This is a genomic window from Streptomyces sp. A 4/2, from assembly GCF_940670765.1.
GTDB lineage: Bacteria > Actinomycetota > Actinomycetes > Streptomycetales > Streptomycetaceae > Streptomyces.
This window is the reverse complement of sequence record NZ_CALNVW010000017.1, coordinates 179,981-200,424: the sequence shown is the minus strand read 5'-3', so window position 1 is coordinate 200,424 and position 20,444 is coordinate 179,981. Positions and strand designations below refer to the sequence as shown.

Annotated in this window: 23 protein-coding genes and 1 riboswitch; of the genes, 7 read left to right on the top strand and 16 right to left on the bottom strand. The window is 70.2% G+C overall.

Annotated elements, in window-relative coordinates; all coding sequences use genetic code 11:
- Positions 1-55: 55 nt before the first annotated feature.
- From bioD to bioB, 3 genes are read right to left on the bottom strand one after another with little or no spacing between them, the layout of a single operon-like run.
- Positions 56-763: a dethiobiotin synthase gene (bioD, locus tag NBY69_RS11770; RefSeq protein WP_250300711.1), complete on the bottom strand. Its 708-nt coding sequence runs from the start codon at positions 761-763 to the stop codon at positions 56-58.
- Between the two features lies 1 nt (position 764).
- Positions 765-2,036 carry an adenosylmethionine--8-amino-7-oxononanoate transaminase gene (locus tag NBY69_RS11765; protein WP_250300710.1) on the bottom strand — a complete coding sequence of 424 codons (1,272 nt, stop codon included), beginning with the start codon at positions 2,034-2,036 and terminating at the stop codon, positions 765-767.
- Entirely contained in the window at positions 2,029-3,090 is a 1,062-nt protein-coding gene (bioB, locus tag NBY69_RS11760; RefSeq protein ID WP_250300709.1) for a biotin synthase BioB, read from the bottom strand. Before bioB ends, NBY69_RS11765 begins: the two co-directional genes overlap by 8 nt.
- Before the next feature lie 143 nt (positions 3,091-3,233).
- On the opposite strand from bioB, the gene NBY69_RS11755 reads away from it, so the two are divergent.
- Both NBY69_RS11755 and NBY69_RS11750 read left to right on the top strand, forming a co-directional pair.
- Positions 3,234-4,391, top strand: a complete 1,158-nt coding sequence (locus NBY69_RS11755; RefSeq protein WP_250300708.1) for an 8-amino-7-oxononanoate synthase — start codon at positions 3,234-3,236, stop codon at positions 4,389-4,391.
- Between the two features lie 267 nt (positions 4,392-4,658).
- Positions 4,659-5,090 (top strand): ATP-binding protein, encoded by a 432-nt coding sequence (locus NBY69_RS11750; protein WP_250300707.1) that lies wholly within the window; start codon positions 4,659-4,661, stop codon positions 5,088-5,090.
- Between the two features lie 104 nt (positions 5,091-5,194).
- Here the strand turns inward: NBY69_RS11750 and NBY69_RS11745 are convergent, their stop codons facing one another.
- From NBY69_RS11745 to NBY69_RS11735, 3 genes are all read right to left on the bottom strand, one after another.
- Positions 5,195-5,668, bottom strand: coding sequence for a C40 family peptidase (locus NBY69_RS11745; protein ID WP_250300705.1), 474 nt, complete (start codon positions 5,666-5,668; stop codon positions 5,195-5,197).
- A gap of 3 nt (positions 5,669-5,671) precedes the next feature.
- Positions 5,672-5,890, bottom strand: a riboswitch (cyclic di-AMP (ydaO/yuaA leader).
- Between the two features lie 315 nt (positions 5,891-6,205).
- The gene (locus tag NBY69_RS11740; protein WP_250300703.1) at positions 6,206-6,514 is read right to left on the bottom strand and encodes a hypothetical protein; all 309 of its coding nucleotides are present in this window, start codon (positions 6,512-6,514) and stop codon (positions 6,206-6,208) included.
- A 7-nt stretch (positions 6,515-6,521) separates the two neighbouring features.
- On the bottom strand, positions 6,522-7,154 hold the full coding sequence (locus NBY69_RS11735) for an ATP-dependent Clp protease proteolytic subunit (RefSeq protein WP_250300702.1): 633 nt from the start codon (positions 7,152-7,154) through the stop codon (positions 6,522-6,524).
- 70 nt (positions 7,155-7,224) lie between these two features.
- Between NBY69_RS11735 and NBY69_RS11730 the strand changes: the two genes are divergently transcribed.
- The gene (locus tag NBY69_RS11730) at positions 7,225-7,494 is read left to right on the top strand and encodes a type II toxin-antitoxin system Phd/YefM family antitoxin (RefSeq protein WP_250300700.1); all 270 of its coding nucleotides are present in this window, start codon (positions 7,225-7,227) and stop codon (positions 7,492-7,494) included.
- 275 nt (positions 7,495-7,769) lie between these two features.
- Positions 7,770-9,302, top strand: a complete 1,533-nt coding sequence (locus NBY69_RS11725) for an alpha/beta hydrolase (RefSeq protein ID WP_250300869.1) — start codon at positions 7,770-7,772, stop codon at positions 9,300-9,302.
- Positions 9,303-9,387: 85 nt separating this feature from the next.
- On the opposite strand, the gene NBY69_RS11720 is transcribed toward NBY69_RS11725, so the two are convergent.
- The 7 genes from NBY69_RS11720 to NBY69_RS11690 all read right to left on the bottom strand — a co-directional run bounded on the left by NBY69_RS11720 (position 9,388) and on the right by NBY69_RS11690 (position 15,738).
- Positions 9,388-10,422: an NAD(P)-dependent oxidoreductase gene (locus NBY69_RS11720; RefSeq protein WP_250300698.1), complete on the bottom strand. Its 1,035-nt coding sequence runs from the start codon at positions 10,420-10,422 to the stop codon at positions 9,388-9,390.
- A gap of 79 nt (positions 10,423-10,501) precedes the next feature.
- Positions 10,502-11,203 carry a 1-acyl-sn-glycerol-3-phosphate acyltransferase gene (locus NBY69_RS11715; protein ID WP_250300696.1) on the bottom strand — a complete coding sequence of 234 codons (702 nt, stop codon included), beginning with the start codon at positions 11,201-11,203 and terminating at the stop codon, positions 10,502-10,504.
- An 89-nt stretch (positions 11,204-11,292) separates the two neighbouring features.
- The gene (locus tag NBY69_RS11710; RefSeq protein WP_250300694.1) at positions 11,293-11,454 is read right to left on the bottom strand and encodes a hypothetical protein; all 162 of its coding nucleotides are present in this window, start codon (positions 11,452-11,454) and stop codon (positions 11,293-11,295) included.
- 55 nt (positions 11,455-11,509) lie between these two features.
- The gene (locus tag NBY69_RS11705; protein WP_250300693.1) at positions 11,510-12,463 is read right to left on the bottom strand and encodes a cytochrome c oxidase assembly protein; all 954 of its coding nucleotides are present in this window, start codon (positions 12,461-12,463) and stop codon (positions 11,510-11,512) included.
- A gap of 123 nt (positions 12,464-12,586) precedes the next feature.
- Positions 12,587-13,612, bottom strand: coding sequence for a 6-phosphofructokinase (locus tag NBY69_RS11700; RefSeq protein ID WP_250300692.1), 1,026 nt, complete (start codon positions 13,610-13,612; stop codon positions 12,587-12,589).
- Between the two features lie 141 nt (positions 13,613-13,753).
- Complete coding sequence (locus NBY69_RS11695; RefSeq protein WP_250300691.1) at positions 13,754-14,482, bottom strand: type 1 glutamine amidotransferase; 729 nt, start codon at positions 14,480-14,482, stop codon at positions 13,754-13,756.
- 17 nt (positions 14,483-14,499) lie between these two features.
- The gene (locus NBY69_RS11690) at positions 14,500-15,738 is read right to left on the bottom strand and encodes a MurT ligase domain-containing protein (RefSeq protein WP_250300690.1); all 1,239 of its coding nucleotides are present in this window, start codon (positions 15,736-15,738) and stop codon (positions 14,500-14,502) included.
- A gap of 115 nt (positions 15,739-15,853) precedes the next feature.
- Between NBY69_RS11690 and def the strand changes: the two genes are divergently transcribed.
- Positions 15,854-16,384 (top strand): peptide deformylase, encoded by a 531-nt coding sequence (gene def, locus NBY69_RS11685; RefSeq protein WP_250300688.1) that lies wholly within the window; start codon positions 15,854-15,856, stop codon positions 16,382-16,384.
- A 32-nt stretch (positions 16,385-16,416) separates the two neighbouring features.
- Here def and NBY69_RS11680 read toward each other — a convergent pair whose 3' ends face one another.
- Positions 16,417-17,067, bottom strand: a complete 651-nt coding sequence (locus NBY69_RS11680; RefSeq protein WP_250300686.1) for a TetR family transcriptional regulator — start codon at positions 17,065-17,067, stop codon at positions 16,417-16,419.
- Positions 17,068-17,231: 164 nt separating this feature from the next.
- Between NBY69_RS11680 and NBY69_RS11675 the strand changes: the two genes are divergently transcribed.
- Entirely contained in the window at positions 17,232-18,461 is a 1,230-nt protein-coding gene (locus NBY69_RS11675; protein WP_250300684.1) for an acyl-CoA dehydrogenase family protein, read from the top strand.
- 53 nt (positions 18,462-18,514) lie between these two features.
- Here the strand turns inward: NBY69_RS11675 and NBY69_RS11670 are convergent, their stop codons facing one another.
- Positions 18,515-19,003 carry a glutathione peroxidase gene (locus NBY69_RS11670; RefSeq protein WP_250300682.1) on the bottom strand — a complete coding sequence of 163 codons (489 nt, stop codon included), beginning with the start codon at positions 19,001-19,003 and terminating at the stop codon, positions 18,515-18,517.
- 331 nt (positions 19,004-19,334) lie between these two features.
- Between NBY69_RS11670 and NBY69_RS11665 the strand changes: the two genes are divergently transcribed.
- Positions 19,335-19,523 (top strand): hydrophobic protein, encoded by a 189-nt coding sequence (locus NBY69_RS11665; protein WP_250300680.1) that lies wholly within the window; start codon positions 19,335-19,337, stop codon positions 19,521-19,523.
- 43 nt (positions 19,524-19,566) lie between these two features.
- Here the strand turns inward: NBY69_RS11665 and NBY69_RS11660 are convergent, their stop codons facing one another.
- Positions 19,567-20,439, bottom strand: coding sequence for an acyl-CoA thioesterase II (locus NBY69_RS11660; protein WP_250300679.1), 873 nt, complete (start codon positions 20,437-20,439; stop codon positions 19,567-19,569).
- Positions 20,440-20,444: the final 5 nt, after the last annotated feature.

The following is a 20,444-nucleotide window of genomic DNA, read 5'->3' as shown; positions in this document are numbered from 1 at the left end:
TGGGCGTTGGTGAAGGGGTGCGGGGGCACGGTGATTGTCCCCCCGACCACCCGGTTCATTCCCCGTGCGCGGCGGAGAACCCGGAGGACCGGACGCCGCCGAGCCGTGGTGCGAGCCAGCCCGGGGCCCTGTCACGGAAGTCGCCCGGCGTGAGCCGGCCCGCCCCTGCCGGGACCACGCCGAGCAGCGGAGCCCCCGCCGCCTCCGGCAGGTCCAGGAGATTGCACCGGGCGTCCAGGCCGGGATCGGCGGGCCAGCTGCCGATCACCACCCCCGGGCACTCCAGCCCCCGGTTCCGCAGGGCCTCGGCGGTCAGTGCGGTGGCATTGAGGGTGCCGAGCCCGGCGGGTGCCACGATCAGGACCGGCGCCCCCATCAGCACGGCCGCGTCGGCGAGCGTGCCGCCCGTGTCATCGAACCGTACGAGCAGTCCGCCCGCGCCCTCGACCAGCACCAGATCGTGCTCCGTGGCCAGTTTCCGTGCCGCGTCCGCCACGTCCCGCGGATCCACCGGGACCGCTGCGGCCCGGCGCGCGGCCGTCGCGGGCGCCAACGGGTCCGGGTACCGGGCGAGTTCGACGGCGGTCACCGGCCCGGCCAGCCGTGCGACCTCGGCCACGTCGCCGTGCTCACCCGGCTCAAGACCGGTCTGCGCGGGCTTGAGCACGGCGACCGACCTGCCCCGGGCGGCAGCCGCCACCGCGGCGGTCACCACCGTCTTGCCGATCTCCGTACCCGTTCCCGTCACGACGAGAATCGTCATGTCATCCCTCCCGCGCCACAGCGCACACCGCACGGCAGATCCGTGCCAGGTCCTGGTCCCCGGTGATGTACGGCGGCATGGTGTAGACGAGATCGCGGAACGGCCGCAGCCACACGCCCTCGCGCACCGCCGCCCGCGTCGCCGCTGCCATGTCCACCTCGTGGTCCAGTTGTACGACGCCGATCCCGCCGAGCACGCGTACGTCCCGTACGCCGGGCAGCGAGGCCGCCTCCGCGAGGCCGTCCCGCAGGCCCGACTCCAGCCGCCCGATCTCCCGCTCCCAGTCCTGGCCGAGCAGCAGATCGATCGAGGCACAGGCCACCGCGGCAGCAAGCGGATTGCCCATGAACGTCGGGCCGTGGGCCAGTACCGGCACCTCGCCCCGGGCGATGCCTTCGGCCACCCGGGGAGTGCAGAGCGTCGCCGCCATCGTCAGATAGCCACCGGTCAGGGCCTTGCCCACGCACATCACGTCCGGTGCGACCCCGGCGTGACCGGCGGCGAACAGCTTGCCCGTACGGCCGAACCCGGTGGCGATCTCGTCGAACACCAACAGCACGTCGTGCGCGTCGCACGCCTCGCGGAGCACCCGCAGATACGCCGGGGAGTGGAACCGCATTCCGCCCGCCCCCTGCACCACCGGCTCCACGATCACCGCGGCCAGCTCGTCGGCGTGGCGTGCCACCAGCTCGTGGAGATGGTCGGCGTACGTCTGCTCGTACTCCGCCGGCGGCGCGTCGGCGAAGACCTGACGCGGCAGCACCCCCGACCACAGCTCGTGCATCCCGCCCTCGGGGTCGCACACCGACATGGGCTGCCAGGTGTCCCCGTGGTAACCGCCCCGCCAGGTCAGCAGCCGCTGCTTGGCCGGGCGGCCGACCGAACGCCAGTACTGCAGACACATCTTCACCGCGACCTCGACGGACACCGAGCCCGAGTCCGAGAGGAAGACGTGCTGGAGCGGCTCGGGCGTGATCTCCACCAGTTTCGCCGCGAGCCGCACGGCGGGCTCATGGGTGAGCCCGCCGAACATCACATGACTCATCCGGTCCAGCTGGCCACGGGCGGCCTCGTCGAGCACCGGATGGCTGTACCCGTGGATCGCCGACCACCAGGACGACATGCCGTCGACGAGGTCTCCCGCCCCGGCGACGCGCAGCCGGACACCGGACGCGGACTCGACGAGCAGCGGCTCCTGCCGACCGGGCATCGGACCGTAGGGGTGCCAGACATGGCGCCGGTCGAGGTCGAGGATCTCCCTGGTGTCAGGCATTGGGCGCGAGATCTGTCCCGGCACCCCGGCGCCGGACCGACACCAGGCCCTCACGGTGTTCGGGCAGCGTGGTGGTCTCCGCGCCCTCCACCTCGAAACCGGCGTCCGCGATCATGTCCAGGTCGGCCCGGCCCGCCTGTCCCTCGCTGGTCAGATAGTCCCCGAGGAAGATCGAGTTGACCAGGTGCAGAGCCAGTGGCTGCAACGAGCGCAGATGCACCTCGCGCCCGCCGGCCAGCCGCACCTCCGCGTCGGGGCAGATGAACCGTGTCATCGCCAGGATGCGCAGACAGCGCTGCGGCGTGAGGTGCCAGTCCCCGGCCAGCGGGGTCCCCTCCATGGGGATCAGGAAGTTCACCGGCACCGAGTCCGGGTCCAGTTCGCGCAGCGCGAAGACCACGTCCACCAGATCGGCATCGCTCTCGCCCATCCCGGCGATCAGCCCGGAGCAGGCCGAGAGCCCGGCGGCCTGCGCCTGTTGGACGGTCTCCACCCGGTCGGAGAAGTCGTGGGTGGTGCAGATGTCCGCGTAGGTCGCCTCCGAGGTGTTGAGGTTGTGGTTGTACGCGTCGGCGCCGGCCGCCCGCAGCCGCTCGGCCTGGCCGTCCTTCAACAGGCCGAGACAGGCGCACACCTCGATGTCCTCGTGCTGTCCCTTGATCGCCTCGATGGTCTCCGAGACCCTGTCCACGTCACGGTCGGTCGGCCCGCGGCCACTGGCGACCAGACAGACCCGCTTCGCCCCGCCGGCCACCCCGGCAGCCGCTGCCCGCGACGCCTCGTCGGGCTTCAGCCAGGTGTACTTGAGGATCTCGGCCTTGGAGCCGAGCCGCTGCGAGCAGTACGAACAGTCCTCCGGGCAGAGTCCGGACTTCAGATTGACCAGATAGTTGAGTTTCACCCGTCGCCCGAACCATTGACGGCGTACCCTTCCGGCCGCCGCCACCACATCCAGCAGTTCGTCGTCGGACGTCGCCAGTACGGCGAGCGCCTCTTCACGGGTCGGCAGTTCGCGCCGCAGCCCCTTGTCCACCAGCGTGTTCAACAGGTCCATAGCGCTGATCCTGGACCACGGCCCGGCCTCCGTCCAAGGAGGAACCGGACAACACCGCTGCCTTGTCGTGTGTGTATTGCCACACCATGCACCCGCACCACCCCGGCTAGGGTCTGTTAACTGCCTACAAAAAGGGACCGATCATGCCCTCAGCCACTCCACGAGCGCCCTTCGAGTGGACCGACGCCGCCGCCCGCGGGCGCGCGGCGGCCGGGCTGGTGCGCACACTCCGTCCGCGTACCGCCGAACCCGATCTGCTGGATCTGGCGAGCAACGACTATCTCGGACTGACCCGCAGACCGGAGATCACCGGGGCCGCCGCAGCGGCGGCCCGCCGGTGGGGCGCGGGCGCCACCGGATCACGGCTGGTCACGGGCTCCACCGTGCTGCACGCCGAACTGGAGCGCGAGCTGGCGGAGTTCTGCGGCTTCGAGGCCGCGCTGGTCTTCTCGTCGGGTTACGCGGCCAACATCGCCGCGCTCACCGCGCTCACCGACCGGGGCTCCCTCATCGTCTCGGACGCGGACAACCATGCCTCGATCGTGGACGGTTGCCGGCTCTCCAGGGCGCAGACGGCCGTCGTCCCGCATGCCGACCCGGAGGCCGTGGACAAAGCGCTGGACGCCCACGACGGCCGCGCGCTCGCCGTGACCGACTCGGTCTTCTCGGTCGACGGCGACGCGGCGCCGCTGACCGAACTGGCCGCCGTCTGCCGCAGATACGGAGCGGCCCTGGTCGTCGACGACGCGCACGGCCTCGGTGTGCTCGGTGACGGCGGACGGGGCGCGCTGCGGGCGGCGGGGCTCGCGGGCGACGGCGACGTGGTCGCCACAGTGACCTTGTCGAAGTCCCTCGGCAGCCAGGGCGGTGCGGTACTGGGGCCCGCCCGGGTCATCGACCATCTCGTCAACACGGCCCGTACGTTCATCTTCGACACGGGACTGGCGCCGGCGTCGGCGGGGGCCGCACTGGCGAGTCTGCGGCTGTTGCGGAGCGACCCCCAACTGGCCGACCGGGTCCGTACGGTGGCCCGCACCCTGCACGGACGTCTCACCGCGGCGGGGCTGAGCGCCGTACAGCCGCAGGCCGCTGTCGTCTCCGTACTCGCCCCGTCGCCGGACCAGGCGCTGCGCTGGGCGGCCGACTGCCGTGACGCGGGCCTCGTCGTGGGCTGTTTCCGGCCGCCTTCGGTGCCCGACGGAATCTCCCGGCTCAGGCTCACGGCCCGCGCGGATCTCACGGAACGGCAGATCGAGGCGGCGGTGGGCACGATTCTGCGGACCGCGCCGACCGGACGATAGGGGGACCGGCCGGGACGCGAAGTCGACAAAGCCGACTCGACCCCCGAAATGCGGTCTCCCGTCGCAGAGTTCATCACTTTGAGCGACAGATATATGCGCATCTTGGTGGATCGCCGGTGTTCCGGTCACTTTGAGTGGCAGGCTGGCACGAAGCGCCGTCCGCAGCCGCCCGCAGCCGCCCGTGCCCGGCTGTGACCGGCTGTGACCGTCCTCGAAGCGCATCCGTACGAGTCGGAACCGGCACCGGCGGGAAAGGGGCAGGCCGTCATGGCAGACCACCAGGAAGCAACCGTCACCCTGCCGAGCGAGGCCGCTTCGGTTCCGGCGGCCAGGACGTTCGTGGCCCGAGCACTGGCCGAGTGGGGGCTTCCGGCGGACGCCGACCTTGCGGACACGGTCCGGCTGATCGTCTCGGAACTGGCGACCAACGCGGTTCAGCACACGTTCGGTCAGTCACCGGTCTTCACGGTCCAGGTCGTGCTGGAACGGGACGAACGGCTGTGCGTCGGCGTGACAGACAGTCACCCGCGGTGGCCTCAGCGCCTGCCTGCGGCCGTGCAGCAGGACAACGGCCGGGGGATGGTCATCATCCGCTGGCTGGCGGTCGAGAACGGCGGGCGGCTCTTCGTCACTCCGACGAAGGACGGCGGCAAGACCGTATGGATCGCGCTGCCCTGGACGGCAGCCGTCCAGGGCTGAACTGCCGCGATACGCACCGGGGCCGGGGGCGACCGGCTCCGGTGCACGTGCCGGGTGCGGCGTCAGGTCACGCTGACCGGTCCGCCGGAGAGTGACGAGTGACCTCAGCCCACGCGGCCGTACCAGACGCTGTGGGTCCAGATCTTCTCCAGCCTGACCACGGATCCGGTCTTGGGCGAGTGCCAGATCTTGCCGTTGCCGGCGTAGATGCCGACGTGGTAGACGCTCCGGCCGTAGTGGAAGAACACCAGGTCCCCGCGCTGTCTGCCGGAGGCCGAGATGTGGCGCACGTTGTTGTACTGCCCCTGAGCCGTGCGCGGCAGCTTCTTGCCGGCCTTCTTGAACGAGTAGAGCGTCAGCCCCGAGCAGTCGAACCGTGAGGGCCCGGACGCTCCCCACTGGTAGGGCGAACCCCGCTTCGAGGCCGCGATCTGCACGGCTCTGACGCCGTGTGCCGCGGCCTGGGCCTCGGATGCGGCGCCCGGCGCCAGCGAGGTCCCCGCGACTGCGACAAGCGTGAAGGCCGATGCGGTTCCGACCCGGGTGAGCAGTGACGGGACGTGAATCTGCGCAGTCATGCGCAACCCTTCGTCAAACCGCCTGTGAAGGATGACCTGTCGGGTTCGGGCCGGCGAAGTTGCCCGGCCGCCGTGCGGGGTGACCGACTGATCAAGTCGGCCTTCCCGCCAAGCGGCTTCACCCCGAGGAGCGACAACGCTGTCGCCCCGGACTGCTTGGGTCCTCCACTCCTGCCGATCCACTCGTGTCGACCAGACATCCGGGTACGGCGGCAGGACTCGGCGTCCGCCCGGACCGCCCCGCCGTGGTGGCGGGGGCTTGTCGTCACCCGGATCTTCACTCACGACGCGCCGGATTTCTGGCTGACCGCGCCGAATTGTGAGGCTCCTCACCAATGGCCTGTTCGAGTGGACAGCTGGGCTGCGGTACTGGTCGTCGAGAGGTGTCCGCCGCCCTCACCAGGGCGGGAGCGCGGGGCCGGGACAGGCATACGGGCGCTGTGCGCAAGTCGGGACAGCCGATCGACCTACATGCGTCTAAGCCTTCCGGCGGACCCCCATCGGTGTACGAGCGACCGCCGAAAGGAGGGCGAAGGGTCAGCCGGCGGTGGCCCGGGGCACGGTGACGCGCCCGGTCCTGCGCTCGCCGTCCAGAACCAGCAGTGCGCGGACCAGAGTTTCGGCGTGCAGACGGCTTTCGCCGCGCTGGTGCATCAGCGTCAGGGCGTCCCGCAGGGCAACGGCACGGCCGGCGAGCGCCTGCGCCGCGCGGAGCGCGCTGTAGGTGTCACCCCCGTGTGCCGGATTGATGCGCCCCAACTGATCGACCACCTCGAGATAGTTGTCGATGAGCCGGCCCTCGGCGCGGGTGAGTGCGGGCAGCGGTGGCAACTCGGGCGGCAGCACGGGCGATTCACCTGCCGGGCCCGGCGGCGGACTGCTTACGGCTGTCCAGCACCTGGTCCACCAGTCCGTACTCCCGGGCTCGGGCCGCGTCGAACACCTGGTCCCGCTCGATGTCGGCCGCGATCCGGTCCGCGGACTGCCCGGTGTGACGTGCCAGCAGGTCCGCCACCACCGTTCGCACCCTGAGCAACTCGCGGGCGTGGATGTCCAGATCGGACAGCTGACCCTGCACCGGTTCGTCGAAGGCGGGCTGTTGCACGACGACCCGCGCCCCCGGCAGCGCCGTGCGTTTACCGGGGGCGCCCGCGGCCAGCAGTACGGCCGCCGTCGACGCCGCCTGCCCCAGGCAGAACGTCGCGATGTCACAGGAAACGGCCTGCATCGTGTCGTAGAGCGCGGTCATCGCGTCGACCGGGCCGCCGGGGGAGTTGATGTACAGCGAGATGTCCTGGTCGGGGGAGTCGTACTCCAGATACAGGAACTGCGCGATCGCATCGTTGACCGCGGTGTCGTCGACAGCGGTCCCCAGGAAGACGATGCGTTCCCCGAGCAGTTTGGAGTACGGGTCGAGGGTGCGGCTCCCGGAACTGGTGCGTTCGGTGAACTCAGGGAGGACGTGGCGGGCGGAAGGCCGGTGCATGGCATACCTCTCCTCGGATGACGCCTCTGTAAAAAATGTACAGGACGTACAGGCCGTTATGATGGGGAGCATGGCCTATGAGATTCCGGTGACGCAAGCCCGGGCAGAGCTCGCCGAGCTGATCAACCGTGTCGTCTACGGCGGGGAGCGGGTGGTGGTGACGCGGCACGGCAAGCCGCTCGTGGCCCTGGTCTCCGCCGCTGACCTGGAGCGACTCGAAAGCATGCGGGAGGCGGCCGAGGAACAGGTGACCAGTGCGGTGTCCTCGGTCCACCCGGTCACGTCCGCTCCCGGCGAACGCGGGCGCTTCGGGATCGCGGCGGAACACCGAGAGCGGTGATCGAGAACCGCCGGAAGGCCGGGTGCCGCAGCGGGAGTGCTCCGGTTCCGCCCCGCTGCACCGCTCACCGGGACAGGAGACTCCGCATTTCGGGTTGGTAAAGAAACGCCCATGTGGCCTGTTGTCAGGAACGGTTCACAGGCAAAGATCCCCCGTATGTACTGGAGAGCGCCGCGGCGAGCGGTGCTTCACTCAGGGGGAGGTACCACGTGAGACGTACCGCAGTGCTCGGCTCGGCCGGCGCTCTGGCCGCGGCGACTCTCATAGCGGGCGCCATGGCGGCTCCGTCGGCGATCGCCGACGGGCGAGGCCACGGCAGCCGGCACGGAAACCACGGCAGCTCCGAGGCGCACGGCGCCGCGGTCGCCGCCGCGCGTGCGGCGAGCGCAGGCATCGACTGGCAGGACTGTCCGGCGGACTGGGCACTCGCGAAACCCATCCAGTGCGGTTGGGTCACCGTCCCGGTCGACTACGCCAAGCCCGACGGGAAGCAGATCAAGCTCGCCGTCGACCGCGCGACGAGCACCGGAACCAAGTCCGAGCGACAGGGCTCCCTCGTCTACAACCCCGGCGGCCCCGGTGGTTCGGGCATGCGCTTCCCCACCAGGATCACCAACAAGAGCGCACTCTGGGCCAACACCGCCAAGGCGTACGACTACGTGGGCTTCGACCCGCGGGGGGTGGGCCACTCGGCGCCGATCTCCTGCATCGACCCGCAGGCGTACGTCAGTGCCCCGAAGGCCGATCCCGTACCGGACAGCGAGGCCGACAAGCGGGCCCAGCGCAAGCTCGCGGCGGAGTACGCCGACGGCTGCAAGGCGCGCAGCGGCGCGATGCTGCCGTACATGACCACGCCGAACACCGCACGGGACCTGGATGTCATCCGTGCCGCGCTCGGCGAGAAGAAGCTCAACTACCTGGGCGTCTCCTACGGCACCTACCTCGGCGCGGTGTACGGGACGCTCTTCCCCGACCATGTCCGCCGGATGATCGTCGACAGTGTGGTCGACCCCGAGCAGTCCAACATCTGGTACGAGGCCAACCTCAACCAGGACGTGGCGTTCCAGGGCCGCTGGAACGACTGGCAGACCTGGGTCGCCAAGAACGACGCCACCTTCCACATCGGGCGTACCGCGGCCGAGGTCGAGCAGCAGTGGCTGAAGCTGCGGGCCGAGGCGAAGAAGCACCCGATCGGCGGAGTCGTCGGCCCCAGCGAACTGCTCGGCTACTTCCAGAACGCCCCGTACTACGACTCCTCGTGGGTACCGGTCGCCAAGGTCTGGAGCCAGTACCGGGCAGGTGACACGCAGGCCCTGGTCGACGCGGCGGGCCCCGACATGTCCGACGTCGCGGGCAACATCTCCGCGGAGAACGGCACCGCCGTCTACACCGCGGTCGAGTGCGCCGATGCCAAGTGGCCGACCAGCTGGCAGAAGTGGGACCGGGACAACACCCGGCTCAACAAGGACTATCCCTTCCTCACCTGGTCCAACGCCTGGATGAACCTGCCGTGTGCCACCTGGCCCGCCAAGCAGCAGACCCCGGTGGACGTCCACACGGGCAAGGGACTCCCGCCGGTCCTGATCGTGCAGTCCACGCGTGACGCGGCCACCCCGTTCCAGGGCGCTGTCGACCTGCACCAGCGATTCAAGGGTTCGCGTCTGATCATCGAGAAGGACGCGGGTTCGCACGGTGTGACCGGGCTCGTCAACCCGTGCATCAACTCCCGGGTGGACAGCTATCTGCTCACCGGCAGCACCGACCGCCACGATGTGACGTGCGCCCCGCACGCCACGCCGCAGCCGTAAGGCCGCACGTCCCACCGGGAGGGGGGTCGCCGGAGTCGTTCCGGCGGCCCCCCTCGCGGGTGTTCGCGTCAGGTCGTGGCACCGGTCAGGCCCTGCTGAGCCAGGCGTCCTCCGCCGCGTAGTCGAAGAGGTCGCCGTGCGGGTCGTACGTCCTCGCCAGGGTGGGGAAGGCCTCCCGCCAGTCCCGGCCGTGGAGCTGCGCGGTGAGCCACTCCACCGTCGCGGGCAGCGACTCCGCGTACCCGGTCACCGGGCGGTAGCCCAGCTCGCGTTCGGCCGCCGACATGTCGTACACGACGGGGCGGTCCACGCCCCAGGGCGTGTTGCCGACCGGGGCGGGCCCCTCGATCAGGACCAGTTCGCTCCGCACCCCGACGGCCTCGTCGATCGCCGTACTGATCTCCGCGACGGTCGGCGCCTGCGGATCCGCGCCGTTGAGGACGCGCGCCCCCGGTCGCAGCGCCGCCAGCCGGATCAGCTCCGCGAGGTTGGAGACGTGCGCCGGATGGAAGCGGCTCCGGCCGCCGTGGGCCAGGATCCGCACCGGACGCTTGTCCAGCGCGCGCTTCACGAAGAACAGCTCACGCGGGGAACGGCAGTGCGGGCCGTGGATCGCGCCCGCCCGCACCAGCGTCACCGGCAGCGTCCCGGCCGCTGCCAGCAGCCCCTGTTCCAGGGCGGTCTTGCGGGTGCCGTACGTCTGCGGGCCCGGCGCCAGGGTCCGCTGGTCCTCCGGGATCGGCACCGGGTAGCGCGGCTCGCCGTCCGGATCACCCATGGTGTCGAAACTGCGGCCCTCGGCGTCCTCGTACACCGCGCCGCTGGATATCACCACCGCCGAGCCGATCCGGTCCGCGAGGCCGGTCAGCTGCCGGGCGTGGGCATGGCCGTACGCGACCATGTCGACCAGTACGTCGCAGCCGTCACCGAGCGCGGTGGCCAGCTCCCCCTCGGCGTCGCGGTCGACGCGCACCGAACGCACCTCCCCGGGCCAGCTCGCGTCGCGGTCCGCCCCGCGTGCGGCCGCCCGGACCTCCCAGCCGTCCGACACCAGCGCGCGCACCGCCGCGCGCCCGATCTGCCCGGTGGCCCCGAGTACGAAAACACTTCCTCTGCTCATGCGGCCGACGCTACGGCGCACCCGCCCGGCGGCACCAGAGGAATCTGCCCAGGGCCGAGCCGGACCGTCCGACCGGTCGTCAGCGCAGCCTTCGCGGGAACTTCTTCGCGTGTGCGGCCTTCACGTCCGCGGCGTACGCGTCGACGTACTCCTGGCCCGAGAGCCCGAGGATCGCGTACATGATCTCGTCGGTGACCGCGCGCAGCGCTGCCTTCTCGTTCTCCAGGCCCGCGTAGCGGCTGAAGTCCAGCGGTTCGCCGAAGCGGATCGTCACCCGCTTGATCTTCGGCATCCGCTGTCCGGGCGGCTGGATCTCGAAGGTGCCGACCATCGCGCACGGCACCACCGGGACCCCGCCCCGGACGGCCATCACGGCGACTCCCACCTTGCCCTTGTACAGCCTGCCGTCGTGCGACCGGGTCCCCTCCGGGTAGATCCCGAGCAGCTCACCCCTGCTGAGCACGCCGAGCCCTTCGCGGACCGCGGCCCTGCCCGCTTCCCTGCCGGACCGGTCCACCGGGATCTGTCCCACGCTGCGGAAGAACGCGGCGGTCAGCCGGCCCTTGAGCCCGGGACCGGTGAAGTACTCCTGTTTCGCGAGGAAGGTGATGCGCCGTTTGAGGACGACCGGCATCAGGAAGTGGTCGGAGAACGAGAGGTGGTTGCCCGCAACGATGGCGGCGCCGTCCCTCGGGATGTGGTCGAGCCCCTCGATCCTGGGCCGGAACAGCAGGCGCAGCAGAGGTCTCAGAACGGCGTACTTCAACAGGTAGTAGAACATCGCGGCCTGCCTCCCGTGAACCCCCGGCGCCGACGCACAGTAGACGCCGGCCGGCCTCGTGCGATAGCCGACGGACCGAAACCGGCAGCTCAGCGGCTGCCACGCGACGCGATCATCCCGAGGGTCACCAGCCCCAGCACCACCCAGCCGAACCACAGCCAGCCGTTGCTCCCGAGCACCGCCGAGTAGCCCGTCACCGTGACCAGGGCTCCTACGGTGATGACACCCATCGTCTTCGTGGAACCGGGCATGGCCCCTCCTTCTGGAGATGGAGTGGCCATCGTCGCCCGAGGAGGGCCTCCTCCGCTACTGCCCGCGGGTACCCAGTGACGCGAGGTAGGCGTTGTACGCGGCCAGCTCCTGGTCGCCGTTGCGGTCCTCCGCCCGGTCGGAGCGCCGGGCGATCCGCTGTTCCGAGCTGTACCACTGGAAGACCAGGGCGATCAGCACCAGCACCGACGGGATCTCGCTGAAGGCCCAGGCGATCCCGCCCGCGGCCTCCTGGTCGCTGAGCGCGTCGATCCCCAGCGACACCGGCGGATGCTTGTACACCTGCACCATCGGCTCGGTCCCCATCATCAGCGCGATGCCGAAGAACGCGTGGAAGGGCATTCCCGCGAAGAGCTCCAGCATCCGCATGATGTAGCCGGGCCGGTGCGGTCCCGGGTCCACGCCCATGATCGGCCAGAAGAAGACCAGGCCGACGAAGAGGAAGTGCACCATCATCGCGATGTGCCCGGTCTTCGACCCCATCAGGGTGTCGAACAGCGGGGTGAAGTACAGGCCGTAGAGGCTGGCGATGAACAGCGGGATGGTGAACGCCGGATGCGTGATGACACGCATGTACCGGCTCTGCAGCAGGGCGAGCAGCAGCTCCCTCGGCCCCTTGCGGTTGCCCCGGCCCGCGACCGGCAGCGCCCGAAGCGCCAGGGTCACGGGTGCGCCGAGCAGCAACAGGATGGGCGAGAGCATGCTGATGATCATGTGCTGCACCATGTGCACGCTGAACATGACCATGCCGTAGTCGTTCAGCTTGGTGCACATCGTCACCCCGACGGTCAGCACGCCGACGACGAAGAGTGCGATCCGGTGGACCGGCCAGCTGTCGCCGCGTCGGCGCAGCCGCACGACGCCCCAGCCGTACAGGGCGAGCCCCACCAGACAGCTGATCAGGAAGAACGGGTCCGCGGAGAACTCCAGCCCCCGTCCCAGCGTGAACGGCGGCAGATCCATGGTCATGCCGTGCCCGCTGTGGTCCATCCGCTCACTCCTGATTCGTGCCCGATGTCCGCACCAGCGTAGAACTGCCCCCGGCCGCAGTTGCGACCGGGGGCAGTTCGTACCGTATCGGGCGAATGTGAAGCCCTGGTCCGGCCGGTGGACTCAGAGAACGCACTCGGCCTCGGCGTACCGCTCGGCCGGGACGGTCTTGAGGGTCTCCACCGCCTGCGCCAGCGGCACCAGGTTGATCTCCGTGCCGTGCAGCGCGGTCAGCATGCCGAACGCGCCGCGGTGCGCGGCCTCGACCGCGTGCCAGCCGAAACGGGTCGCGAGGACCCGGTCGTACGCGGTCGGGGTGCCGCCGCGCTGCACGTGGCCCAGTATCACCGGGCGGGCCTCCTTGCCGAGGCGCTCCTCCAGCTCGATGGAGAGCTGCCTGGCCACCCCGGCGAAGCGCTCGTGTCCGTACACGTCCTTGGCCCCGACGTCGAAGCTCATCGAGCCCTCGCGCGGCTTGGCACCCTCGGCGACCACGACGATCGCGAACTTCTTGCCCGCCGAGAAGCGCCTGCCGACCACTTCCGTCAGCTCGTCCATGTCGAAGGGACGCTCGGGAACGACGATCGCGTGGGCCCCGGCGGCCATGCCCGAATGCAGGGCGATCCAGCCGGTGTGCCGCCCCATGACCTCGACGATCAGCACCCGCTGGTGCGATTCGGCGGTGGTCTTGAGCCGGTCCAGTGCCTCGGTCGCGACTCCGACGGCCGTGTCGAAGCCGAAGGTGACATCGGTCGACGCGATGTCGTTGTCGATGGTCTTCGGTACGCCGACGATCGGCAGCCCCGCCTCGGAGAGCAGGTTCGCCGCCTTCAGCGTGCCCTCGCCGCCTATCGGGATGATCGCGTCCAGGCCGAGATCGGCCACATGACCCCTGGCGCGCTCCACGCCGTCCCGCAGATGCGCGGGCTGCACCCGGGAGGAGCCGAGGATCGTACCGCCCCGGGCCAGGATGCCGCCCACCGCGTCGAGGTCGAGCTTGCGGTAGTCACATTCGAGGAGGCCCTTCCACCCGTCGTGGAAGCCGATGACCTCGTCGCCGTGGTCGACGACGGCGCGGTGAACGACCGAGCGGATGACGGCATTCAGGCCGGGGCAGTCCCCGCCGGAGGTGAGCACACCAATTCGCATTGCCCGACTTACCTTTGCAACGTGGGCCTCTGACCGGACCACGTCGTCCGGGCTGGATCCCCGTCACCCTACCGGCGGAGGGCGACGGGGACATACCAGGCGTCCGACTGCTGGACGCCGCTCAGATGTACGTGAGAAGCCTCATGCGGGCTGGGTCGCGGCGGCGATGCGCTCGGCGCGCAGGGCCTCGTACCAGCGGTCGTCCGTCGGCGGCAGCGCGTTGACGTCGAGGGCCAGTTTCAGCAGCAGGTCGGCGATCAGCGGGTTGCGGGCCAGCACCGGGCCGTGCATGTACGTACCGAACACGGTGTCGTTGTACGCGCCCTCGGTGCCGTCGCCGGTGCCGTTGCCCCGGCCGAGCTGCACCCGGGCGAACGGCCGGGCGGTCGGACCGAGATGGGTGATGCCCTGGTGGTTCTCGAAGCCGGTCAGCTGCGGCAGTCCGAGCCTCGGGTCGATGTCGGCGTACACGTCGCCGACGCAGCGGTCGCCCTCGCCGCGGGTGGAGATGACGTCCAGCAGACCGAGACCCGGCTCCCGCTCACCGAGGTCGTTGATGAACTCGTGACCGAGGATCTGGTACCCGGCGCAGACCGAGAAGATGATCGCGCCGTTGGAGGCCGCCCGGCTGAGGCCGCCGTCGCGGCGCAGCCGCTCGGAGGCCAGCCGCTGCGGCCGGTCCTCGCCGCCGCCGATCAGATAGATGTCGCCGGAGGTCGGTACCGGCTGGTCGCTGCGTACGTCGATACGCGTCACGTCGAGGCCGCGCTGGCGGGCCCGGCGCTCCACCACCAGGGCATTGCCCTGGTCCCCGTACGTGCTCAGCAGGTCCGGGTAGACCCACACCAGGCGCAGGCTGTTGTCGCTCATCATCGTTTCCTCTGCGGTCAGTTGCCGACGCGGCGGCGCACGTCCTGGAACGCGGTGTAGTTGGCGATCAGTTCGATCCGGCCGGGGGGCGCGGACTGGACCGCCTCGTCGACGCTCTCGCAGACCCTGAACTGGAGGCCGGCCACTTCCAGGCGCACCGCGAGGTCCAGCTTGCGGTCACCGATCACCAGGATCGGGTGCCCGGCCAGCCGGGTGTAGTCCACGTCCCACAGCCAGGAGGTGTCCGTGCCGTCGGCGCCACGGGCGTTGACGCCGAGGATGACCGGGGTCGGCGGCGGGTCGATCAGTGAGAACGTTTCGAGCCAGCCCGCGGGGTTCTTGGCGAGCAGCAGACGCAGCTCGCGGTCGAGGAACGACACCACGTCGTACCGGCCCGCGACGGCCTGCACCGAGTACATCCGCTCCAGAGCGACCTGGGGCGGCACGCCGAAGGTCGCGGCGACGGCCGCCGACGTGGTCGCGTTCGCCTTGTTGGCCCGGCCGGGCAGCTGGAGATGGATCGGCCAGGCCGACCCGTGCGGGTCCAGGACGTAGTCGCCGGAGAGCGCCCAACTGGGCGCGGGGCGACGGAATCCGCAGTCGCCGCAGTACCAGGAGTCGTTCGGCCACTGGAGTACGCCACCGCAGGACGGGCACGACCAGGCATCGTCCTTCCACTCCTGGCCCGCCGCCACCCACACCACCGTGGGGGAGGAGGAAGCGGCCCAGACGACCAGCGGGTCGTCCGCGTTGGCGATGACGACGGCCTGCGTGCCGGCCAGTCCCTCGCGCCAGCGCTCGGCCAGCATGCGGGTCTCGCCCGCCCGGTCGAGCTGGTCGCGGGAGAGGTTCAACAGCGCGATCGCCTTGGGCGTCGTGTCGCGTGCGACCCCGGCGAGGTACTTCTCGTCGACCTCGATCACGCCGTAGCGCGCGTCCGACCCGCCGGCCAGCGCGGAGGTGATGCCCGCGGGCATGTTGGCGCCCAGGGCGTTCGACACGACCGGACCGCTGGCCCGCAGCGCCTCGGCGATGAGCCGGGTCGTCGTCGTCTTGCCGTTCGTCGCCGAGACCAGGATCACGTCCAGATGCTGGGCGAGACGTCCCAGCAGATCGGGGTCGAGCCTCAGCGCGACCTTGCCGCCGATGACCGATCCGCTGCCGCGTCCCGCGGCGCGCGATACCGCTGCCGCGGCCCTGCCTGCCGTCACGGCCAGTTTGGCCCGCGGCGACAGCGGCTCCGTGTTGCCGTCCATCGTCCTAGATCCTCCTTGCATCGGCGCGGGGCTCAGCCTATCGAGATCCGGCCGCGTGCCCGACCTCGGCACCACCGGGGCAGTGCGGTGTCCGGTGGAACGTACGCTTGCCGCCATGCGAAACCGCCCGATCCCCGGCAGTTCCGGACGCGTGAGGCCGATGAGTCTGTTCGGCGACCCCGTACTGCACGCGCCGTGCGAGACCGTGACCGATTTCGACCCGTCGCTCCACCGGCTCGTCGAGGACATGTTCGCCACGATGTACGCGGCGCAGGGCGTCGGCCTCGCGGCGAACCAGGTCGGCGTCGGACTCCGGGTGTTCGTGTACGACTGCCCCGACGACGAAGAGGTACGTCACCTCGGGCACCTGGTCAACCCGCGACTGGTCGAGGCGGACGGGGTCACCGTACGCGGCGCCGAGGGGTGTCTGTCGCTGCCGGGTGTCGAGGCGGGCACCCCGCGCTTCGACACCGCCGTGGTCGAGGGCTTCTCGGTGACCGGCGATCCGGTCCGGGTGAGCGGCACCGGGTTCTTCGCCCGGTGCCTCCAGCACGAGTGCGACCACCTCGACGGCACGGTGTACACGGACCGGCTGTCCGCCCGGCGCCGGAACAAGGCGCTGCGGGCGGCGGGCAAGGCCTCGTAGACCAGCTCGTACACGGGCCGTCGCGCCTCGCCTCAGAACCCCGGACCGCCCGGACGGTCCGCCGCGAGCGCGAGCCTGCCCCAGAGCAGGTCGGCCAGGCTGCTCACCAACTGCGCGCGGGGACAGGGGCGTTCGCCCAGCCACCAGTCGCCCGCCGCGTGCATCATGCCGACGATCCCATGGCCCCACACCCGGGCGAGCTGTGCGCTGTCCGGGCCGAGGTCGACGCGTTCGGCGATCACTTTGGCGAGCTCCTCGCCGAGCCTGCGCAGCAGCGGCGCCGAGTGCAGTCCCACGTCGAAGGGCTGCTCGGGCTGCTGGGACTCGTCCGCCGGATGCATCAGGAAGCGGTAGACCTGAGGACGGGCCTCGATCGCCGCGAGATACGTGTCCAGCGTCGCCTCGACGCGCGCGCGGCGTTCGGCCGGGGCGTCGAGCGCCGCCCGGAGCGCGTCGAGCAGTGCGTCGGTGTGGCGCTTGGCGAGGGCGCGGTAGAGCCCGCCCTTGTCGCCGAAGTGCCGGTAGAGGATGGGCTTGGTGATGCCGGCCTCGGCCGCGATGGCGTTCATGGACGCCTTCGGGCCGTCCCTGAGCACGACCCGGTCGGCGGCTTCCAGCAACTCCCTGCGACGGGTTTCCGCCGAACGCTGCTGCGTGGCCTGTGCGGCCTGTGTGGTGCCCATGGTGTCTCTCCCCGCCCGTACGTTTCGTGCCCCCGCGGAAACGTAACACCCCGCCCCATATGGGGGCCGATCGAGCCGGGAGGAGGTTGACAGGTGCTACTTGTCGGTAACAGACTGCGGTTACCGCAAGTAACATACTGATCGACCGCAGCGCTGGAGGGGACATGGCCGAGTTCACGCTCGAACTCAACGATGACCAGAAGCAGGTACGCGACTGGATCCACGGGTTCGCCGCGGACGTCATCCGCCCTGCTGCCGCAGAGTGGGACGAGCGTGAAGAGACGCCTTGGCCGGTGATCCAGGAGGCTGCCAAGGTCGGAATCTACTCGCTCGACTTCTACGCCCAGCAGTTCTTCGACCCCACCGGCCTCGGCATCCCGATGGCCATGGAGGAGCTCTTCTGGGGCGACGCGGGCATCGCGCTGTCGATCGTCGGCACGGGCCTGGCTGCCGTGGGCGTGCTCGCCAACGGCAACGAGGAACAGATCGGCACCTGGATCCCGCAGATGTACGGCGACGCCGACGACGTCAAGGTCGCCGCCTTCTGCTCCTCGGAGCCCGACGCCGGATCCGACGTCGCCGCGATGCGTACCCGCGCGGTGTACGACGAGGCGAAGGACGAGTGGGTGCTCAACGGCACCAAGACCTGGGCGACCAACGGCGGTATAGCCAACGTCCATGTCGTGGTCGCCGTCGTCGACCCCGAACTCGGCTCCAAGGGCCACGCGTCCTTCATCGTGCCGCCGCGCACCCCCGGCCTCTCACAGGGCCAGAAGTTCAAGAAGCACGGCATCCGCGCCTCGCACACCGCCGAGGTCGTGCTGGAGGACGTCCGCGTCCCCGGACACTGTCTGCTCGGCGGCAAGGACAAGCTCGACGAGCGCCTGGCCCGCGCCCGTGAGCGCGCCAGGCAGGGGGGTGGCGAGCGCGTGAAGAACGCCGCGATGGCCACCTTCGAGGCCTCCCGCCCCGCGGTGGGCGCCATGGCGGTCGGCACCGCGCGTGCCGCGTACGAGGTCGCCCTCGACTACGCCAAGACCCGCAGCCAGTTCGGCCGCCCGATCATCGACAACCAGGGCGTCGCCTTCCAACTCGCCGACATGCGGACCCAGATCGACGCCGCACGGCTGCTGGTCTGGCGCGCCTCCTGGATGGCAGCGGCGAACAAGCCGTTCACCTCGGCCGAGGGATCCATGTCCAAGCTGTACGCCAGCGAGACCGCCAAGAAGGTCACCGCCCAGGCCATCCAGATCCTCGGGGGCAACGGATTCACCCGCGAGTACCCGGTGGAGCGCATGCACCGGGACGCGGCGATCTACACCATCTTCGAGGGCACCAGCGAGATCCAGCGGCTGGTGATCGCCCGGACCCTGTCCGGCATGCCCATCCGCTGACCGCGGCAGGCCGGCGGGGGAAGCGGTCACCGCACCCCCCGCCCGCCGTCGGTTCAGGCCGGCAGCTGGCCCTCGATCAGGGCGACGACCACCGGCGCCTCGGGCTCGGTGCGCGGGCGGATACGGGCAACGACGTCACCCGCCGGGGAGATCAGGAACTTCTCGAAGTTCCACTGGACGTCCCCGGCCGTGGCCTCGTCGTCGGACGCCCGAGTCAGCTCCACGTACAGCGGGTGCCGCTGCTCGCCGTTGACGTCGGTCTTCTCCAGCATCGGGAACGTCACGCCGTAGTTCGCCGAGCAGAAACTCCCGATCTCCTCCGCGCTGCCCGGCTCCTGGCCCCCGAACTGGTTGCAGGGCACGCCGAGCACGGTGAACCCCCGGTCCGCGTACTGCTTCTGCAGGCGCTCCAGCCCGGTGTACTGCGGGGTCAGACCGCACTGGGACGCGACGTTCACCACCAGCACCGCCATGCCCCGGTACTCCGCCAGGGAGGTGGGATCGCCGGTCAGGGTGCGCAGCGGGATGTCGTAGAGGCTCATGGAAGGCTCCTGGTCCTGGGTCGGTGTCGGTACGGATACCGCCGGTCCACGGCCGGGCGCTTCACCCGGCCACTGACCTACAGGCTTCAGTATCGCGATGAACGACCGCTCGGAGATCAGTACCGGCCGATCTGGCAGGACGGCCTCCGGGACCGGCAGAGCGGCCGTGGGTGTGCCCGGGGCGACAACGCGTACGGTCGGCATCCGGCCCCTGCTGCGCCCCTGCCGCGGCCCAGGCAGGGCCCGGGAGCGCGGAGTAAAATCGGAGGTGCCTGATCATCGGCGCGCGTATGCGCGGCCTCGGGCAATGACGGCTTGGAGGCTGATCGCCATGGGGCCGCTTCTGATCGTTTTCCTGATCCTGGTTGTCGCGCTGGGGCTGAGCTTCCTCATTCACGCGCTCTGGTGGATCGTCATCGTCATCTTCGTGCTGTGGATCCTGGGGCTCGTCATCCGGCCCGCACGCCGTCGGAACCGGACCGATGAACAGCGGGAGAACGAGCGTTGGTACCACTGGTAGCAGGTTGCTACCACTACGGTGCGGCCCCGAGAGCGGACCGTCTTCATTCGCCGAGCCTGCGGAACAGTCCTTCCTGGACGACCGAGACCAGCAGGTTCCCCGCCCGGTCGAAGATGCGCCCGCGCGCAAGTCCCCGGCCACCGGTCGCGATGGGCGACTCCTGGTCGTAGAGGAACCACTCGTCGGCACGGAACGGCCGGTGGAACCACATGGCGTGATCGAGTGAGGCCATGTCGTAACCACGCGGTCCCCACAGCGGTTCGACGGGGATACGGACCGCGTCGAGCAGCGTCATGTCGCTGGCGTAGGTGAGGGCACAGGTGTGGACGAGCGGGTCGTCACCGAGCGGGCCGACCGCCCGCATCCACACCGCGCTCCGCGGGTCCGCGCCCTCGATCTCCTCGGGGGTCCAGCGAAGCGGGTCCGCGTACCGGATCTCGAACGGCTGCCTGCGCGCCATCCGTTCCAGGGCCTCGGGCAGCGCGCCCAGGTGTGCCCTGATCTCCTCGCTGACCGTCGGCAGCGACTCCGGGTCGGGGACCTCACGGGCCGGTGGCAGCTGGTGCTCGAAGCTGCCCTCCTCTGGCCGGTGGAAGGACGCCGTCAGGTTGAAGATGGTGCGGCCCTGCTGGACGGCGGTCACCCGGCGCGTGGTGAAGGAGCGGCCGTCCCTGACCCGTTCGACCTGGTAGACGATCGGGACCCCGGGCCTGCCGGGGCGCAGGAAGTACGCGTGCAGCGAGTGGACCGGACGTTCTCCGTCGGTGGTCCGGCCCGCCGCCACCAGCGCCTGTCCGGCGACCTGTCCGCCGAAGACCCGTTGCAGGGACTCGTGCGGGCTGCGTCCGCGGAAGATGTCGACCTCGATCTGCTCCAGGTCCAGCAGGTCGATGAGCCGCTCGCTCGGGTTCGTCATACGCT

Bases quoted from the DNA above. Each gene is read 5' to 3' on its own strand.
- bioD (WP_250300711.1), bottom strand. From the start codon at position 763: ATGACGATTCTCGTCGTGACGGGAACGGGTACGGAGATCGGCAAGACG.
- NBY69_RS11765 (WP_250300710.1), bottom strand. From the start codon at position 2,036: ATGCCTGACACCAGGGAGATCCTCGACCTCGACCGGCGCCATGTCTGG.
- bioB (WP_250300709.1), bottom strand. From the start codon at position 3,090: ATGGACCTGTTGAACACGCTGGTGGACAAGGGGCTGCGGCGCGAACTG.
- NBY69_RS11755 (WP_250300708.1), top strand. From the start codon at position 3,234: ATGCCCTCAGCCACTCCACGAGCGCCCTTCGAGTGGACCGACGCCGCC.
- NBY69_RS11750 (WP_250300707.1), top strand. From the start codon at position 4,659: ATGGCAGACCACCAGGAAGCAACCGTCACCCTGCCGAGCGAGGCCGCT.
- NBY69_RS11745 (WP_250300705.1), bottom strand. From the start codon at position 5,668: ATGACTGCGCAGATTCACGTCCCGTCACTGCTCACCCGGGTCGGAACC.
- NBY69_RS11735 (WP_250300702.1), bottom strand. From the start codon at position 7,154: ATGCACCGGCCTTCCGCCCGCCACGTCCTCCCTGAGTTCACCGAACGC.
- NBY69_RS11730 (WP_250300700.1), top strand. From the start codon at position 7,225: ATGGCCTATGAGATTCCGGTGACGCAAGCCCGGGCAGAGCTCGCCGAG.
- NBY69_RS11725 (WP_250300869.1), top strand. From the start codon at position 7,770: ATGGCGGCTCCGTCGGCGATCGCCGACGGGCGAGGCCACGGCAGCCGG.
- NBY69_RS11720 (WP_250300698.1), bottom strand. From the start codon at position 10,422: ATGAGCAGAGGAAGTGTTTTCGTACTCGGGGCCACCGGGCAGATCGGG.
- NBY69_RS11715 (WP_250300696.1), bottom strand. From the start codon at position 11,203: ATGTTCTACTACCTGTTGAAGTACGCCGTTCTGAGACCTCTGCTGCGC.
- NBY69_RS11710 (WP_250300694.1), bottom strand. From the start codon at position 11,454: ATGCCCGGTTCCACGAAGACGATGGGTGTCATCACCGTAGGAGCCCTG.
- NBY69_RS11705 (WP_250300693.1), bottom strand. From the start codon at position 12,463: ATGGACCACAGCGGGCACGGCATGACCATGGATCTGCCGCCGTTCACG.
- NBY69_RS11700 (WP_250300692.1), bottom strand. From the start codon at position 13,612: ATGCGAATTGGTGTGCTCACCTCCGGCGGGGACTGCCCCGGCCTGAAT.
- NBY69_RS11695 (WP_250300691.1), bottom strand. From the start codon at position 14,482: ATGAGCGACAACAGCCTGCGCCTGGTGTGGGTCTACCCGGACCTGCTG.
- NBY69_RS11690 (WP_250300690.1), bottom strand. From the start codon at position 15,738: ATGGACGGCAACACGGAGCCGCTGTCGCCGCGGGCCAAACTGGCCGTG.
- def (WP_250300688.1), top strand. From the start codon at position 15,854: ATGCGAAACCGCCCGATCCCCGGCAGTTCCGGACGCGTGAGGCCGATG.
- NBY69_RS11680 (WP_250300686.1), bottom strand. From the start codon at position 17,067: ATGGGCACCACACAGGCCGCACAGGCCACGCAGCAGCGTTCGGCGGAA.
- NBY69_RS11675 (WP_250300684.1), top strand. From the start codon at position 17,232: ATGGCCGAGTTCACGCTCGAACTCAACGATGACCAGAAGCAGGTACGC.
- NBY69_RS11670 (WP_250300682.1), bottom strand. From the start codon at position 19,003: ATGAGCCTCTACGACATCCCGCTGCGCACCCTGACCGGCGATCCCACC.
- NBY69_RS11665 (WP_250300680.1), top strand. From the start codon at position 19,335: ATGGGGCCGCTTCTGATCGTTTTCCTGATCCTGGTTGTCGCGCTGGGG.
- NBY69_RS11660 (WP_250300679.1), bottom strand. From the start codon at position 20,439: ATGACGAACCCGAGCGAGCGGCTCATCGACCTGCTGGACCTGGAGCAG.